Raw genomic sequence first — 13,772 nt, 5'->3', positions numbered from 1 at the left:
CGCCATCCATGGCGCGGGGCGGCTAAACCGGCATCCCTGCCGGTTTACCCCCCAAATCCCTGTCGAATTCCGGCCAGCGTGTTTGACGGGGCGCCTAAGATCAAAATCAAAAACAGAGCCAGAGCCAGAGCCAGAGCCAGAGCCAGAGCCGTTTGATATCTGCCTGATGTAGGAGATCTAAATTGTGGGAGCGGGCTTGCTCGCGAAAGCGGTGGATCAGTTAGAGATGTAATTGCTGACGCACCGCTTTGGCGAGCAAGCCCGCTCCCACATTTGGACCGAGACCAGCTTCCAGAAGCCGGTCGGCTACCAGGCCGCCGCGCTTTTGCTTTTGATCTTCGGCGCCCCGTCAAACACGCTGGCCGAACGCAGGCTTGAATCCGTGGGTAACCCGGCAGGACGCCGGGTTAGCCGCCCCGCGCCATGGATGGCGCGTGGCGGCGGCCCACGGATTCAAGCCGGAGTGAGGGCACACCGAGCCTAGGCGAGGTGCCGAGTGTTGGGGCGAGGACCTTTTGGTTACTTTTGGGTCCTTCCAAAAGTGACCCGCTGTAAGAGCGGAACCATAGGTAGCCGTTACCTAAGAAACGGATATGTACACCTACTGACCAGGCCGCAACAACTGCATCTGCTGCCGATAATCATCCGTCACCTGCCGCGCCTGCCCACTGCTGGTAATCACCTTAGGCGTAATCAACACAATCAACTCCGTCCGATCCTTCGACTTGCTCGTACTCCCAAACAACCACCGCAACCCCGGAATCTTCCCAAGATACGGCACAGCACTCACGCTCTCCCCGTTGTCCTGCTTGATCAACCCCCCCAGCAACACCGTCTGCCCACTCTGCACCGCCACCTGCGTCGACACCGAACGCGTCGAGATACGCGGGTTCACCGGCGTGTCGCTGTTACCACTCTGGTTCTCGGCATCACTGACCTGCTGCTGGATATCCATATACACCAAGCCCCCCGGATTGATCCGCGGCACCACGTCGAGGATCACCCCGGTCTGCACATACTCGACGCTGCTCAAGGTGGTATCCGCATCCCCGGTGTTGACGGTGGTCTGGCTGATGGGAATGTTGTCCCCTACCTGAATCTGCGCCGGCTGGTTGTTCATCACCACCAGCGAAGGCGCCGACAGCACCTGGGTACGGCCGTTGGTTTCCAGGGCGTGCAACGCCACCTGCAAATTCGAGCTGACGAACGAATAGAACAACGAGTCCGTCGCCCCCAGCCCTGCCCCACCACCCCCCAGTGCGCCCTGGCTGCCGGAGGCATTGGCGACGGTGTTGCTGGAGGAATTACCCGCCAGGCGCCCCAGGTACCACTGCACCCCGAGGTCCAGTTCACCGGTCAATTTGACTTCAAGGATGCGGGTCTCGATCTGCACTTGCAGGGGCGGGTTGTCGAGGCGCTTGATCGCCGCTTCGATCTCTTTCCACTGCGCGGGCCGGGTGCGCACCAACAGTTGGTTGCTGCTCTTTTGCGCGGTGATGCGGGTGCCGGCTTCGAGGCCGCTGGCAGGGGCGACTTCTTTCTCTTCCGGCTCCGGCTCTTCAGCCGCCGGCGGGGTGTTCTGCAAGCCGCCGTTTGTGGGTGAGGATAAGGTGGTGGTGCGCAACCCTGGCGCAACCTTGGCCGGCGTGTCGTCCTTGATCGCGCCGGTGCCGTAGATCTGACGCAGGTACTTGGCCAAGTCGGCAGCCTTCATGTTGCGCACGTCGTAGACGTACATCTGCGGCTCGTTGCCACCGCCCTCGTCGATGGTGCGGATCCAGTCGCCCACTTCACTGAGGTACTGCGGCTGGGAAGAAATCGCCACCACCGAGTTGGTCCGTTCGATCGGCAAAAAGCGCAGCATGCCGGTCAGGGGCATGCCGCTGTCAGGGCCGAACATGCTTTGCAACTGGGGCATCAACTCCGCCACGGAAGCCCGTTGCAGGCCGAACACGCCCACCGACATGCCCTTGAGCCAGTCCACGTCGAAGGTGTCGATGGTGTCTTGGTAGTTGGCCAGTTCATCGGGCGTACCGGCCAGGCTCAGCACGTTGCGCGTCGGGTCGACCAGCAAGAATGCATTCTCGCGGGCGAACGGCTTGAGCAGTTTCTGCATCTCGGTGGCGGAGATATAGCGCAGCGCAAACAGCCGCGCCGACAGGCCACTGGACGGTGCGGCCACGCTCATCTGCGGCACCAGTTTGCCCGCCACCGCCTGGTTGGCGGGCAGGATCACGTAGCGATTGCCCTGCTTGATCATCGCGTTGTCGGTCCAGGACAGCAGGGTTTCGAGGATCGACAGCGCCTGTTGCTTGTCCACCGGTTTGGAGGTGGAAAAACTCACGTTGCCCTTCACGCCTTGGGCGATGCTGTAGTTTTCGTGCAGCAGGTCGCCCATCACGCTGTTGATCACGGCTTCGATGGGCTGGTCGGCAAAGTTGAACACAATATCGCCGCCCTCCTCCTTCGCCACCGGCTGCGTTGCGGGCGCACGCACGAACTGCTGGTTACCGCGAATCAGCTGGCGCTGCGGCGGGGATTTCGCCGAGGGCTGCGCCGCTGTTTCAGGCACGGGTTGCTCAGCCGGTGGGCGTTGCGCGCCGGTGCCCTGCATGGCTTCGTGCAGCAGGTCGTCGTCGGGTTCGAGACGGTCGGGGAAGGTGCCACAGCCGCCCAAAGCGAGAGCAGTGGCCAGGCAAAACGTTGAGGTGCGCATGTCGATCAAGGGAGGGGCTCGCGGGGCAAAGTAAGGGGGGGCCGGTTGGACGGTGGCGGCAGGCGCTTGGCGTAGAGGCTCAAGGTCTGGGTGCGGCCATCCAGGCTGAATCGGGCGTATTGCGGGGTGAGGTGGTCCAGGCGCCAGCCATTGGGCAGGGCCTGGCCCAGGCGAACGGTCAGCAGTGGGCCATCGACCTGTTTGAGCATGGCCATCTGCAGGTTGCCGGTGATCATGATGCCGCTGAGGGTGAGATTGGCCAGGCTGGTGACCTGTGCCTTGCCCACCACGCGATCCGGGCTGCGATCCGGACTGAACAACGGGGTTTGCCAAGTGGCCGCAAGGTTCTCGAGGGCCACCGTGGGCGCTACTTGCACCCTGGTCGAAGGGTGGGCGCGAGTAGGCGGTTCGGGCAACCACTGCGGCTCATCACCGATGCTGCTGAGGATCACCGCCATCAACAGGCCCAGCAGCCCGGCCAAGCCGAGCAAGCCCCACTCCACGGGGCGCAATCTGCCGATCATGGCGTCACCCGCGACGGTTGCAGGTAACCGCGCACCAGCAGGTGCACCACCAGCTTGCCCGCACCGCCACTGGCCGGCGCCTGTTGGCTGCGGCGGATGCGCAATTCATCCACAAACAGGAACGGCGGCTGGTACTCCAGCTCATGCAGCAGCGCTTCCAGGGGTTCGATGGCGCAGTTGAGGGTCAGGCTGACCTTGACCTGGCGATAGGGCTCACCGTCGTCCTGCTCCGGGGTGATGGGCTTGCGCTGGGTCAGGCTGCAACCGCCCCCCAGGTTGGCGTGGCTATTGACCAGGTCGGCGAGGCGTTGCATCAGGTCGGCGGCCACCACATCGGGATCATCCCCCGGCAGCAGGCTGGTGCTGCTGGCCGGGTCTTGCTGCGCCTGCTCAAGCTGTTGGCGTAGCGCCTCGCGTTGGCGCAGTACACCGGCGTACCGTTGCTGCTGCTCGCGCAGTTGCTCGGCCTGCTCGCCCATGTCGCGCAACGGGCCGGCGAACCAGCTGTCGACCAGCAGCCAGTAGGCCGTGCCGACCACCACGGCCAGCACCAGTAAGGCGGCGCCGCGGCGTTCACGGGGTGTGAGGGGTCGGCGCATCGGCGGCCTCCTGGCGTAGGTGGGCGCGCAAGGCAAACTGGTCCTTGCCGGTGCGCGCATCGGGCTGGATCACCCCTTCGAACTGGGCGTTTTCCAGGCTGCGGCAGCCTTTGATACGGGTGATCAACGCACTGGCCTTGGCACTCTGGCCGGAGAGGGAAATCTCGCCATCCTTCACATCCAATTGATCCAGCCAGGTGTCGGCGGGCAGGCAAGTCGTCAGGTCGTTGAGCAGCGCCGCCAATGGCGGTTGCGCCAGTTTGCGCCGGGTGAGGTACTGCGCCGCGCCCCGGGTGTTGAGCAGTTGCTGGCGCAGGGCGTGCACCTCGGCGACCTGGGCTTTTTGCTGCTGGACACTGGCGTGCATGGCGTCGATGACACGCTGGCGGTCGTTGAGCCACAGCAGCATTGCCGCGATCAGCAAGGCACCGCACAGCCACGGTAGGCTGCGTTGCAGGCCCATGCCGGCCGGGCGCTGACGTGGGCGCAACGGAGCAGGCAATAGGTCGATACCCAGGTGGGCCGCGTCCACGCGATGGGGATGCAGGCCAAGGCCGGCGCAGTCGACGAGGATCTGGTCCAGGCGCTCGCGCAGGATCGCCACCAGCGTCACCTCAAGATGGGTGGGCGTGCGGCGTTCCTGACGCGCGACAAAGTAAAGCTGGTCGGCCTCGTACGGGGTGTAACGGTCCAGTTCATACCCGACCACGGCACTCAGATTGCGCCCGGCGGCCAGCGGCAGTTGCACGCGTTGCACCAGCACAGCGTCAGCGGCGAGCATCAGCACCTGGCGCGTGCTGCTCGCCGCGACCGGCGCCGCCAGCGGCCAGTGGTGGACCTGCTCGGGCGGCTCTTGCCGTGCCAGCCAACTCGGCACGCAGGCGCGCAACTCGCTCAGCCACACACGCCAGCCCTGCTGCAGCAGGCTGCCACGCCAATAGCGGGCGATGGGTTCCAGTCGATTCATTCTTGCCAACGCAACACCCGGTAGGGTTGTGCGCTGTCCTCCGATGGGCTCAATAAAACGGTGACTTGCAGCCGCGCCTGATAACCGCCGGGACGTTCGGCGCGGCTGTCGACCACCAGCACTTCGCCAGGGTCGACCCCTTCGGCGTTCTGGCGCGGCAGGTTCAGCGCCTTGCGCATCAGTGGGCTGGCAAAGGCGGGATCGGGGCGATCCAGGTCGCTCCACAGGGTGATCTCGGGGAGCAATTGGCTGTAGAGGGTTTGGGTCATGCCGGGCAGTTGGCGCACTTCTTCCAATACCCGAAACGGTGCCAGGCCCTGGTGACGGCGGGCTTCGAGGGCCTTGGCCAGTTGCGTCGCCTGGGCTGCAGTGGCGCCGCAGGCCAGGGCAAGACGGGTAAAGTCCTGCAGCTCGGCGTTGATCAGGTAGAGCTTGCCGCGCTCGCTGCGCAGGCTCACGTGCAGTTGAGCATCGTCAAAGGCCAGGGGTATATCGCGACCATCGGCAACCCAGCGCCGATCGGCCATGACCTGCGCGATACCCGCTTCGGCAGCCAGGACGGTTTGGGTATGCTGGCGCAGCCACAGGGCTTGGCGGCTTTCCAGTTGCACCCACCCCGCCAGGCCGCCGAGCAACACGCTGAGCAACGCCAGCACCCACAACACCAGCAGCAAGGCCGCACCGCGCTGGCGCTTCATTCTTCGACACTCCCGCCGGCCAGGTTTAGGCGCAGCGCAATCACCTGGGTGACCCACGGCACCGGCCCCTCGACGCTGGCTGCGATGCGCACCGCAGAAGGCAGGCGCCTGGGCCATGGCCATTCACTGACCCACCCAGTGGGTTGACCCAGCGGTGACACGCCGCGATAACTGAATTGCACAGCCTCGATATTGTTCAGCAGCACCTGGGGTTCACGCTGAGAAAACCCGACCTGCAGATCCTGCTCGACCCGTTGCAGGCTGAACCGGTGGATCCCCCCGCCGAGCACACCGGGCAAGGTCGAGACAAACTCCAGACGCTGCGCCGTGCCGACAAAAAAACCATCACCCTCGCCCACCGCCAGCGGTAACGCCTCGCTGATTGCCGTGCGCAAAAACTGTTGCGCGGCGCGCACTTCGTCCAGGCTCACCGTATAGGACTGCGCCTTGGACACAGCCCGATTGGTCCCCAGTAATGCCCCACCCACCAGCACCAGCAAAACGCCAAGCAAGCTGAGCACTACGAGGATTTCCAGCAAGGTGAAGCCCTGCTCGCGGCGCTTCACAGCCGTGCCTTCAAGGTGCTGAAACGGGCCTGGTGCGGGCCCTCGCTGAGCACCAGGTCTAGACGAAAAAGACGCGGTTGCGGCCGGGTGGTGGTCAGCTGCCAGTGGATGCCGTCCAGTTCGCCCTGGCTGACGCCAATGCCCAACCGCCCTGCGGCCTCCTGGTCGAAAATCGTCAGCGCCGCGTGGGTGAGTCGGTCACTGTGGGCAACCTGGGACAACGAGCGCGCGCTCTGGCCAAACGCAACCAATAGCACCGTGCTGCACACCGCCATCAGCGTCAGGGCGGCGAGCATTTCCAGCAGCGTGAACCCGGCCTGGCGCTTCATGGCAGCGCCTTGGACTGCACGCTGCCGGTGAGCCAGCCGATGTCGATGCGCCAACGTCGGGTACCGTTGACCACGAGGAGGTTGCCGCCGGTGGAGCTGCCGTCAGGGTAAAACTCGACGGCAGGGCCGACCTGTTCGGCGGTGTGCAGCGTGACGCGCAGCTGCGCCGGCCACCGTTGCAGCGCCCTCCCCGGCGCCTGGAAGGTGCGCTCGCGCAAATCAAACGTGGTACGCGCGGCCTGCCCGCTCACAATCGCGCCCGCCCGCGTGGTGCGCAGCGCCTCCACCATCTGCCCCACCGCCCGCCGCTCTTTCGCCGCCTGCAGACCCTGGCGCACACCCAGCCCCAGCACGCTGGCAGCCAGGCTGATCAACAGGATCACCACCAGCATTTCCAGCAGGGTAAAGCCGCGCTGGAACATGGCAGCGTTACTCCCAATTGCCCAGGTCGGCGCTGTAGCCTTCGCCGCCCGGCTGGCCATCCTGGCCGTAAAAAATCAGGTCGAACGCACCGTGTTCGCCAGGGAAGCGATAGCCAAAGGCATGCCCGAACGGATCCTTGAGGTCCGAAGGCTTGGCATAGCCGCCGGGTCTGTCCACCAGCTGTTGCAGGCTGGTGGGCGGTGCGCCGACGTCGAGGGCGTAGCTGTCGATCTTCATGCTCAGGCTGGCCAGTTGGGCCTTGCCCGCACCGTACTTGCCCTTGTCCACATTGCCGCCGACCTGGCGCACGACGATGGTGGCAACGATGCCCAGCAGTACGATCACCGCAAGCATTTCCAACAGGGTGAAACCGCTTTGGCGGCGTGGTGTTCTCATGGGTTCAGCTCCTTCATATATTGCTGGTCAGGCTCATCAGCGGCAGCATGATCGCCAACATGATCACCGCCACCAGCACCGCCATGACCACGGTCAGGGACGGCACCAGTGCAGCGAGCAGGCGGTCGATGCCGCGCTTGGCGTCGACGTCGAAAACGTCGGCGACCTTGAGCAGCATGCTGTCGAGTTCGCCGGCCTGTTCGCCGACTTCAATCATTTGCAGGGCCAGTTCGGGCAGCAGCGGCTGGCTGCCAAATGCGCTGGCGAGGGTGCCACCGCCCTTTACCGATTCCGCCGCATGCCCCACTTGGGCCTGCAGCGCGCGGTTGGTGCAGACTTGCCGCGCAATCACTAAGGCCTGCAGCAAGGCCACGCCATTGCTCAGCAGCGTGCCAAGGGTGCGGGTCAGGCGCGCCGCTTCGACGCGTTGCAACAACGGGCCAATCACCCGGATGCCCAGCAGGCGCCGGTCGTATTGCTCCCGAAACGCTGGGTCGCGCAGGCGGGCGGCCCATAGCCAACCGATCAGGATCAACCCGGCCAACAGCGCCAAGCCATAGGTGCCGAGGAACGCTCCGAGGGCGAGGATCACCTCGGTGATCAACGGAATCGGCACGCCCAGGTCCTGGAAGATCGGCACGAACTGCGGCACTACATAGGCCAGCAACAGCGCCAGGGAACCGAGCACGCCCACCACCAGGAAGGCCGGGTAGATCAGCGCGTTGACCACTTCGCCGCGCAGCCGCTGACTGCGCTCCAAGTAGTCGCTGAGTTGGCGCAGGGTGTTTTCCAACGCGCCACCGGCCTCCCCGGCGCGCACCATGCTCAGGTACAACGGCGAGAAACTGCCGCCCTCTTGTTCCAGCGCTGTCGATAAGGGCTTGCCCGCCTTGACGTGATCGCGGATGCGTTCGATCAACGCGCGCACCGGGGCTGGGCCGGGTTGCTTGAGCAACAGGTTCAACGCGCGTTCAAGGGGCTGGCCAGCCCCCAACAACGTTGCCAATTGCTGGGTAAAACTCACCAAGGCCTGGCCCTTCATTTGCCCACGTGCAGTGCGCAGCAGAGGGCTGCCGGCCGCTTCAATCTGCAACAGCAACAGGCCGCGTTTGTGCAGGATCGCCACCGCAGCGGCCTGATCCGGAGCTTCCAGGGTACCGTTCTGCGGCCCCCCTTGGCTGTCCAGGGCGCGGAACTTGAAGAGACTCACGCGCCCTCTCCACGGGTCACGCGCAGCACTTCTTCCAGCGAAGTCACCCCCGCCAGCGCCTGGCGCAACCCTTCTTCATGCAGGGTGCGCAAACCGGCACGGCGGGCGGCCTGCTCAAGGGTGGCGGCGTCGGCGTGGCGCATCAGCAGGCCGCGCAGTTCGTCGTTCATTACCAGCAGTTCAGTGATGGCGCTGCGGCCCTGGTAGTCCCCGCGGTAGAGCAGGATCGGGCGTTGTTCGGTCAGGCGATCCAGGCCATGTTCGGCGATCAGTTCGGGCGGTGCTTCAAAGGCCACGCGGGTGGCCGGGTCCAGGCGCCGTACCAGGCGCTGGGCGAGGATGCCACTGACGGTCGAGGCGATCAGGTAGCTTTCCACGCCCATGTCCAGCAACCGCGTGATACTGGCAGCGGCGCTGTTGGTGTGCAGGGTGGAGAGCACGAGGTGGCCGGTGAGGGACGATTGGATGGCGATGCGGCAGGTTTCCAGGTCGCGGATCTCGCCGATCATGATCACGTCCGGGTCCTGGCGCACGATGGAGCGCAGCGCCCCGGCGAAGTCCAGGCCGATGGCGGGCTTGACCTGGATCTGGTTGATACCTTCGAGCTGGTACTCCACCGGGTCTTCCACGGTGATGATCTTGCGCTCGGCAGTGTTGAGCCGCGACAGCGCGGTGTAGAGCGTGGTGGTCTTGCCGGAACCGGTGGGGCCGGTGACCAGCAGGATGCCGTGGGGCCGCTCCAGTAAATCGAGAAAGGCGGCCAGGCGCTGGCCATCGAAGCCCAGGCTGGGAAAGTCGAACTGCACGGTTTGCCGGTCGAGCAGGCGCATCACCACCGACTCGCCGAAACTGGTCGGCACCGTGGACACCCGCAGGTCCAGCTCCTTGCCCTGGATACGCAGCATGATGCGCCCATCCTGGGGCAGCCGACGCTCGGCGATGTCCAGCCGCGCCATGATCTTCACCCGCGAGATCACCGCCGCCGAAGAGCTGGCGGGCGGTGCTTCGGCGTCATGCAGCACACCGTCGATGCGGTAGCGCACCTTGAGCTGGTTTTCGAAGGGTTCGATATGGATGTCCGAGGCACGCTGTTCCACCGCGCGCTGCAGGATCAGGTTGACCAACCGGATCACCGGCGCCTCGGAGGCCATGTCCTTGAGGTGTTCGATATCTTCCTGGGCGCCGCCCTGCTCATCGAGGTTTTCGATCAGCGTGCCCATGGCCGAGCGGCCCTGCCCGTAGTAGCGCTCGATCAACGTATCGACTTCATTGCGCGGGCCGATCGCCAGCCACACCGGCACTTGGCACGCATAGGCCAGGGCCTGGAACGGATAGAGCTGCGCCGGGTTGGCGGCGAGCACCCGCAGGCCGCCCTGGGTCCAGCCCATGGGCACTACCTGGTAGTGACGCATGAAGCGTTCGGTCAAGACGGGCAAGGGATCAAGCAACGGCGGCGCAGCGTCGGCCAGCAACAGCGGCGCCCCGAGCAACGCTGCCCAGGCGCGGGCCAGTTCGACTTCAGAGACCAGGCCCAGGCGCGTCAGCAGGCTCAGCAGGTCGTCCGTGGACAGGCGGCGGGCGCGCTCCAGGTCGACGGTTTTCAACCCGGCATGCTGCATCAGCCACGCGCACACCTGTTCGGTGTGCGGGATCTGCATCTGGCAGGCATCGATAGGCGCTGACGACATAATTTTGAGGTATCTAGTGTTGCGGGAAAGTATGGCTATTTGGAACTACCGAAAGATGCCATTAGTTAGCCACAACCCAAGCGAGAGTAAGCCGGGGTTATCGACTGGAAGTTATAGCGCTAGTTCCTGAGATAGGGGAATAAAATAAACACAATGACCAACAAGGCCGGGACAGAGCCTTAGCAGCTAATAGCCATCACTTCACTAGTTGCAATTAGCCACTTAGGCGCTTTCACGCGCAATTAAACGGCACTCCAATAAATTCAACCGGCTTACTTCATGTTCAACGGGTAGCACGCCGAGACTTTCAAGTACGCGCGTCGCGGCCAATACACCAATTTCCAACGCTGGCGGTTTGATGGTGCTGAGGCTCGGCAACAGCATTTCGGCAAACGGATAATCACCAAAACCCAGCACCGCGCAGTCGTGCGGGATCTTCAGCCCGGCACGTTGCCCGGCCAACAGACCACCGGCCGCCAGGTTGTCGTTGGCAAAGAAGATCGCATCCGGTGGCGTGGCATGGCTCATCAGCACTTGCATTGCCTGTTTGCCCGCTTCGAAAGGCGCGCGGTCGGCGTCGGGGGCAAAGACCCAGGGCTGCACGCCCAACTCGGCCAGGGTGGCGGCGAACCCTTCGCCCCGCTCCCTCGCGCTGAAGTCCCCTGTCGCACTGTTCTGCACGAAAGCGATACGCCGATAGCCCTGGCCATGCAGGTAACGCGCGGCGGTGACGCCCACGTCGTAGTGGGAAAAACCGATCTGCAACGGCGCACGCTCGGGCACGTAGTCCCAGGTTTCCACCACCGGTATATCCGCGTCGGCGATCATCTTCTCGGTGCCGACGCTGTGGAAACGACTGGTCAGCACCAGCGCCGCCGGCGACCAACCGAGGAATGCGCGCACCGCGCTTTCTTCTTGCTCGGCGCTGAAATAACTCGACGCCAACAACAGCTGGTACCCGTGCCGACTGAGGGTGTCGCTGAAGCCCTGGATGGTGTTGGCAAAGATCGGCCCCGAGATGTTTGGGATCACCATCGCCACGATGCGCCCGCGCGCCGAGGCCAGCCCGCCAGCCACCAGGTTAGGCACGTAACCCAGCTCGGCCACCACCTCGGCAATCCGTTCACGCCGCTCCGGCGATACCTGCTCCGGCTGGTTGAAGTAGCGCGACACGGTAATGGCCGACACCCCGGCCTGGCGGGCCACGGTGTCCAGGGTGACGCGCCCGGCGCCACGGCGCTTGCGCGGTTTGTCTTCACTCACGGGATGATCCTGTTAAAAACCAAAAAGAATATAGGACTAATTTTTCAGTATTTGACGTTCTAAACCAGACCTACCAATAATGCCGATGTTAGCGCTAACAAAGCGCGCTGTCTGCTACTCGCTCGAGCGAATGCCCAAGACATTTTCACAGGCGCTGGCGGTCGCAAGAACCGCAGCGGTTCAGGGCATTCTTTTGAGCGGACACAGCATGCACACACACGCGCACTTATTACTCCTTGCCGGTTTGACCGCCCTTCCCGTGGCCACGACCTTTGCTGCCGACGAGCCGCAAGCCACCCTCAAAGCGGTGACCGTTACCGCGACCCGCCGCGAAGAATCGCTGCAAAAAGTGCCGGTGGCGGTTTCCGTGCTGGATGGCGAGCAGTTGGAACGCGACAACCGCAACGGCGTGGCGAGTATCGCTCAACAAGTGCCGTCGCTGAACTTCCGCACCGGGGCCTCCAACAAAGACACCTCGTTGTTCGTGCGCGGCGTGGGCACCATTTCCACCTCCCCCGGCGTCGAGCCCACGGTTGCCACGGTGATCGACGGCGTGGTCTACTCCCGCCCCGGGCAGGCAACCCTCGACCTGCTGGACCTGGAACGCATCGAAGTACTGCGCGGCCCGCAGGGCACTTTGTTCGGCAAAAACGCGTCGGCCGGCGTGCTGAATATCACCAGCAAGGCGCCCACCGCCGAGACCCACGGCTATGTCGACCAGTCCTTCTACAGCGGCAACGAAAGCCGCACGCGCTTCGGCATCGGCGGCAGCCTGGTGCCGGAGGTGCTCAAGGGGTCGATCAGCACGCTGTTTGGCAGCTATGACGGCAACGTGGACAACAAGCACAATGGCCAGGAGGTCAACGGCTACAACCACAAAGGCATTCGCGGCAAGCTGGAATTCACGCCCAATGACGATGTGAAGCTGACCCTGATCGCCGACTACATGCAGTCCCACGACGACGCGCCGAACGGCGTGGTCAGCAAGTCCCTGACCCCGGCGTTCGCCAACGCGCTGAGACCGGTGCGGGCGTCCAGCGACAACCGCGACATCAACACCGATACCCGCAGCCATGTGGAAGACACCAACAAGGGTTTGTCGGCGCAATTGGACTGGAACCTCGGTGACTACACCCTGACGTCGATCACCGCCTGGCGCGGCTGGGACAACACCCAATACCAGGACGGCGACCGTCTCGGCACCGTTACGGCGGCCTTCCCCGGTACCGCCGACAAGGGCGAGCTGGACTTCAACCAGTACTCCCAGGAACTGCGCCTGGCTTCGCCCAAGGGTGAATTTGTGGAATACGTTGGCGGCCTGTTCTACATGCATGGCAAGGACGAAGAGACCTATCAACGCACCCTCACGACCACCACACGCACCGACCGTGGCATCGCCGACTACAGCACCACCAACGACAGCTACGCGGTATTCGGCGAGACCACGCTGAACTTCACCTCACGCTTTCGTGGCATCGCCGGGCTGCGCTACACCCACGATGACCTGAAATACGATCACCGCCGTGTCTCTACCTCAGCCACTACAGTCAGCGGGATCCAGCCGGCCACCTCCAGTTCGGGCTCGGTGGACGAAGACGGTTGGTCCGGTCGCCTGGGCGTGCAATACGACCTGACCGACAGCATTACCAGTTACCTCACCTACTCCCGTGGCTACAAAGGCCCGGCGTACAACGTGTTCTTCAATATGCAGCCGCGCGACACCGACGCGCTCAAGCCGGAAACCTCCAACACCTGGGAAGCCGGGATCAAGGCCACGGCGTGGAACAACCGCCTGACCACCAACCTGGCGGTCTTCCACAGCGACTACGACAACTACCAGGCCAACTTTTTCGACACCGTCGCCGGGCAGGTGGTCACCCGCCTGATCAATGCCGGCAGCGTCAGCACCGAAGGCGTCGAGCTGGATTATGCCTTGCAGGCCACCCAGCAACTCAAGCTCTCCGGCGCCCTGGCCTACACCCGTGCGCGCATCGACGAATTCGCCTGCCCGGCGGGTGCGGCCGCCACGTGCAACGTGAACGGCAAACCGCTGCCCTTCAGCCCGGACTGGAAAAGCTACGTGCGCGCCGACTACAGCATCCCGCTGGATAACGGCCTGGACATCGAACTGGGTACCGACTACAGCTGGCAGAGCGAAGTGCAGTACGACATCAGCCAGAACGTCGACACTCAGCAAGGCGCCTATGGCATCTGGAACGCCAGTGTGGCCCTGGCCGACTACAGCAATGGCTGGCGCGTCGCGTTGCTGGCCAAGAACCTCGCCGACAAGTCTTACTCACCATTGCTGGCCAGTGGCGGCAACTACATCTACCGCGCCGTGCCCCGTGACGATGAACGTTACTTCGGCGTGCAACTGCGCAAGGATTTCTAAG

13 protein-coding genes are annotated in these 13,772 nt (G+C 63.9%); 1 reads left to right on the top strand and 12 read right to left on the bottom strand.

The window, feature by feature from the left end; genetic code table 11:
- Positions 1–601: 601 nt before the first annotated feature.
- From gspD to CWC48_RS20885, 12 genes are all read right to left on the bottom strand, one after another.
- Positions 602–2,716 (bottom strand): type II secretion system secretin GspD, encoded by a 2,115-nt coding sequence (gene gspD / locus CWC48_RS20940; RefSeq protein WP_100490213.1) that lies wholly within the window; start codon positions 2,714–2,716, stop codon positions 602–604.
- 5 nt (positions 2,717–2,721) lie between these two features.
- A complete protein-coding gene (locus CWC48_RS20935) occupies positions 2,722–3,240 on the bottom strand; it encodes a general secretion pathway protein GspN (RefSeq protein WP_099491120.1) in 519 nt (172 codons plus the stop codon).
- Positions 3,237–3,839, bottom strand: a complete 603-nt coding sequence (gene gspM / locus CWC48_RS20930) for a type II secretion system protein GspM (RefSeq protein WP_099491121.1) — start codon at positions 3,837–3,839, stop codon at positions 3,237–3,239. Before gspM ends, CWC48_RS20935 begins: the two co-directional genes overlap by 4 nt.
- Positions 3,814–4,806, bottom strand: coding sequence for a PilN domain-containing protein (locus CWC48_RS20925; protein WP_100490212.1), 993 nt, complete (start codon positions 4,804–4,806; stop codon positions 3,814–3,816). Before CWC48_RS20925 ends, gspM begins: the two co-directional genes overlap by 26 nt.
- On the bottom strand, positions 4,803–5,504 hold the full coding sequence (locus tag CWC48_RS20920; RefSeq protein ID WP_100490211.1) for a general secretion pathway protein GspK: 702 nt from the start codon (positions 5,502–5,504) through the stop codon (positions 4,803–4,805). The genes CWC48_RS20925 and CWC48_RS20920 overlap by 4 nt, the downstream gene beginning before the upstream one ends.
- Positions 5,501–6,070 carry a prepilin-type N-terminal cleavage/methylation domain-containing protein gene (locus CWC48_RS20915; protein ID WP_100490210.1) on the bottom strand — a complete coding sequence of 190 codons (570 nt, stop codon included), beginning with the start codon at positions 6,068–6,070 and terminating at the stop codon, positions 5,501–5,503. Before CWC48_RS20915 ends, CWC48_RS20920 begins: the two co-directional genes overlap by 4 nt.
- The gene (locus CWC48_RS20910; RefSeq protein ID WP_078049375.1) at positions 6,067–6,399 is read right to left on the bottom strand and encodes a type II secretion system protein; all 333 of its coding nucleotides are present in this window, start codon (positions 6,397–6,399) and stop codon (positions 6,067–6,069) included. The genes CWC48_RS20915 and CWC48_RS20910 overlap by 4 nt, the downstream gene beginning before the upstream one ends.
- Positions 6,396–6,821, bottom strand: a complete 426-nt coding sequence (locus tag CWC48_RS20905) for a GspH/FimT family pseudopilin (RefSeq protein WP_100490209.1) — start codon at positions 6,819–6,821, stop codon at positions 6,396–6,398. The genes CWC48_RS20910 and CWC48_RS20905 overlap by 4 nt, the downstream gene beginning before the upstream one ends.
- Before the next feature lie 7 nt (positions 6,822–6,828).
- Positions 6,829–7,218, bottom strand: a complete 390-nt coding sequence (locus CWC48_RS20900; protein ID WP_078049377.1) for a type II secretion system protein GspG — start codon at positions 7,216–7,218, stop codon at positions 6,829–6,831.
- Between the two features lie 13 nt (positions 7,219–7,231).
- Positions 7,232–8,428 (bottom strand): type II secretion system inner membrane protein GspF, encoded by a 1,197-nt coding sequence (gene gspF / locus CWC48_RS20895; protein WP_100490208.1) that lies wholly within the window; start codon positions 8,426–8,428, stop codon positions 7,232–7,234.
- Positions 8,425–10,086, bottom strand: a complete 1,662-nt coding sequence (gene gspE / locus CWC48_RS20890) for a type II secretion system ATPase GspE (protein WP_100492433.1) — start codon at positions 10,084–10,086, stop codon at positions 8,425–8,427. Before gspE ends, gspF begins: the two co-directional genes overlap by 4 nt.
- A gap of 252 nt (positions 10,087–10,338) precedes the next feature.
- The gene (locus tag CWC48_RS20885) at positions 10,339–11,379 is read right to left on the bottom strand and encodes a LacI family DNA-binding transcriptional regulator (RefSeq protein WP_100490207.1); all 1,041 of its coding nucleotides are present in this window, start codon (positions 11,377–11,379) and stop codon (positions 10,339–10,341) included.
- A gap of 208 nt (positions 11,380–11,587) precedes the next feature.
- On the opposite strand from CWC48_RS20885, the gene CWC48_RS20880 reads away from it, so the two are divergent.
- Positions 11,588–13,771, top strand: a complete 2,184-nt coding sequence (locus CWC48_RS20880) for a TonB-dependent receptor (RefSeq protein ID WP_100490206.1) — start codon at positions 11,588–11,590, stop codon at positions 13,769–13,771.
- The last annotated feature ends 1 nt before the right edge of the window (position 13,772 follow it).

Origin of the sequence: Pseudomonas sp. S10E 269 (genome assembly GCF_002798465.1) — a bacterium.
GTDB lineage: Bacteria > Pseudomonadota > Gammaproteobacteria > Pseudomonadales > Pseudomonadaceae > Aquipseudomonas > Aquipseudomonas pergaminensis.
This window is presented reverse-complemented; position numbering and strand designations above follow the sequence as displayed.

Bases quoted from the DNA above. Each gene is read 5' to 3' on its own strand.
- gspD (WP_100490213.1), bottom strand. From the start codon at position 2,716: ATGCGCACCTCAACGTTTTGCCTGGCCACTGCTCTCGCTTTGGGCGGC.
- CWC48_RS20935 (WP_099491120.1), bottom strand. From the start codon at position 3,240: ATGATCGGCAGATTGCGCCCCGTGGAGTGGGGCTTGCTCGGCTTGGCC.
- gspM (WP_099491121.1), bottom strand. From the start codon at position 3,839: ATGCGCCGACCCCTCACACCCCGTGAACGCCGCGGCGCCGCCTTACTG.
- CWC48_RS20925 (WP_100490212.1), bottom strand. From the start codon at position 4,806: ATGAATCGACTGGAACCCATCGCCCGCTATTGGCGTGGCAGCCTGCTG.
- CWC48_RS20920 (WP_100490211.1), bottom strand. From the start codon at position 5,504: ATGAAGCGCCAGCGCGGTGCGGCCTTGCTGCTGGTGTTGTGGGTGCTG.
- CWC48_RS20910 (WP_078049375.1), bottom strand. From the start codon at position 6,399: ATGAAGCGCCAGGCCGGGTTCACGCTGCTGGAAATGCTCGCCGCCCTG.
- CWC48_RS20905 (WP_100490209.1), bottom strand. From the start codon at position 6,821: ATGTTCCAGCGCGGCTTTACCCTGCTGGAAATGCTGGTGGTGATCCTG.
- CWC48_RS20900 (WP_078049377.1), bottom strand. From the start codon at position 7,218: ATGAGAACACCACGCCGCCAAAGCGGTTTCACCCTGTTGGAAATGCTT.
- gspE (WP_100492433.1), bottom strand. From the start codon at position 10,086: ATGCAGATCCCGCACACCGAACAGGTGTGCGCGTGGCTGATGCAGCAT.
- CWC48_RS20880 (WP_100490206.1), top strand. From the start codon at position 11,588: ATGCACACACACGCGCACTTATTACTCCTTGCCGGTTTGACCGCCCTT.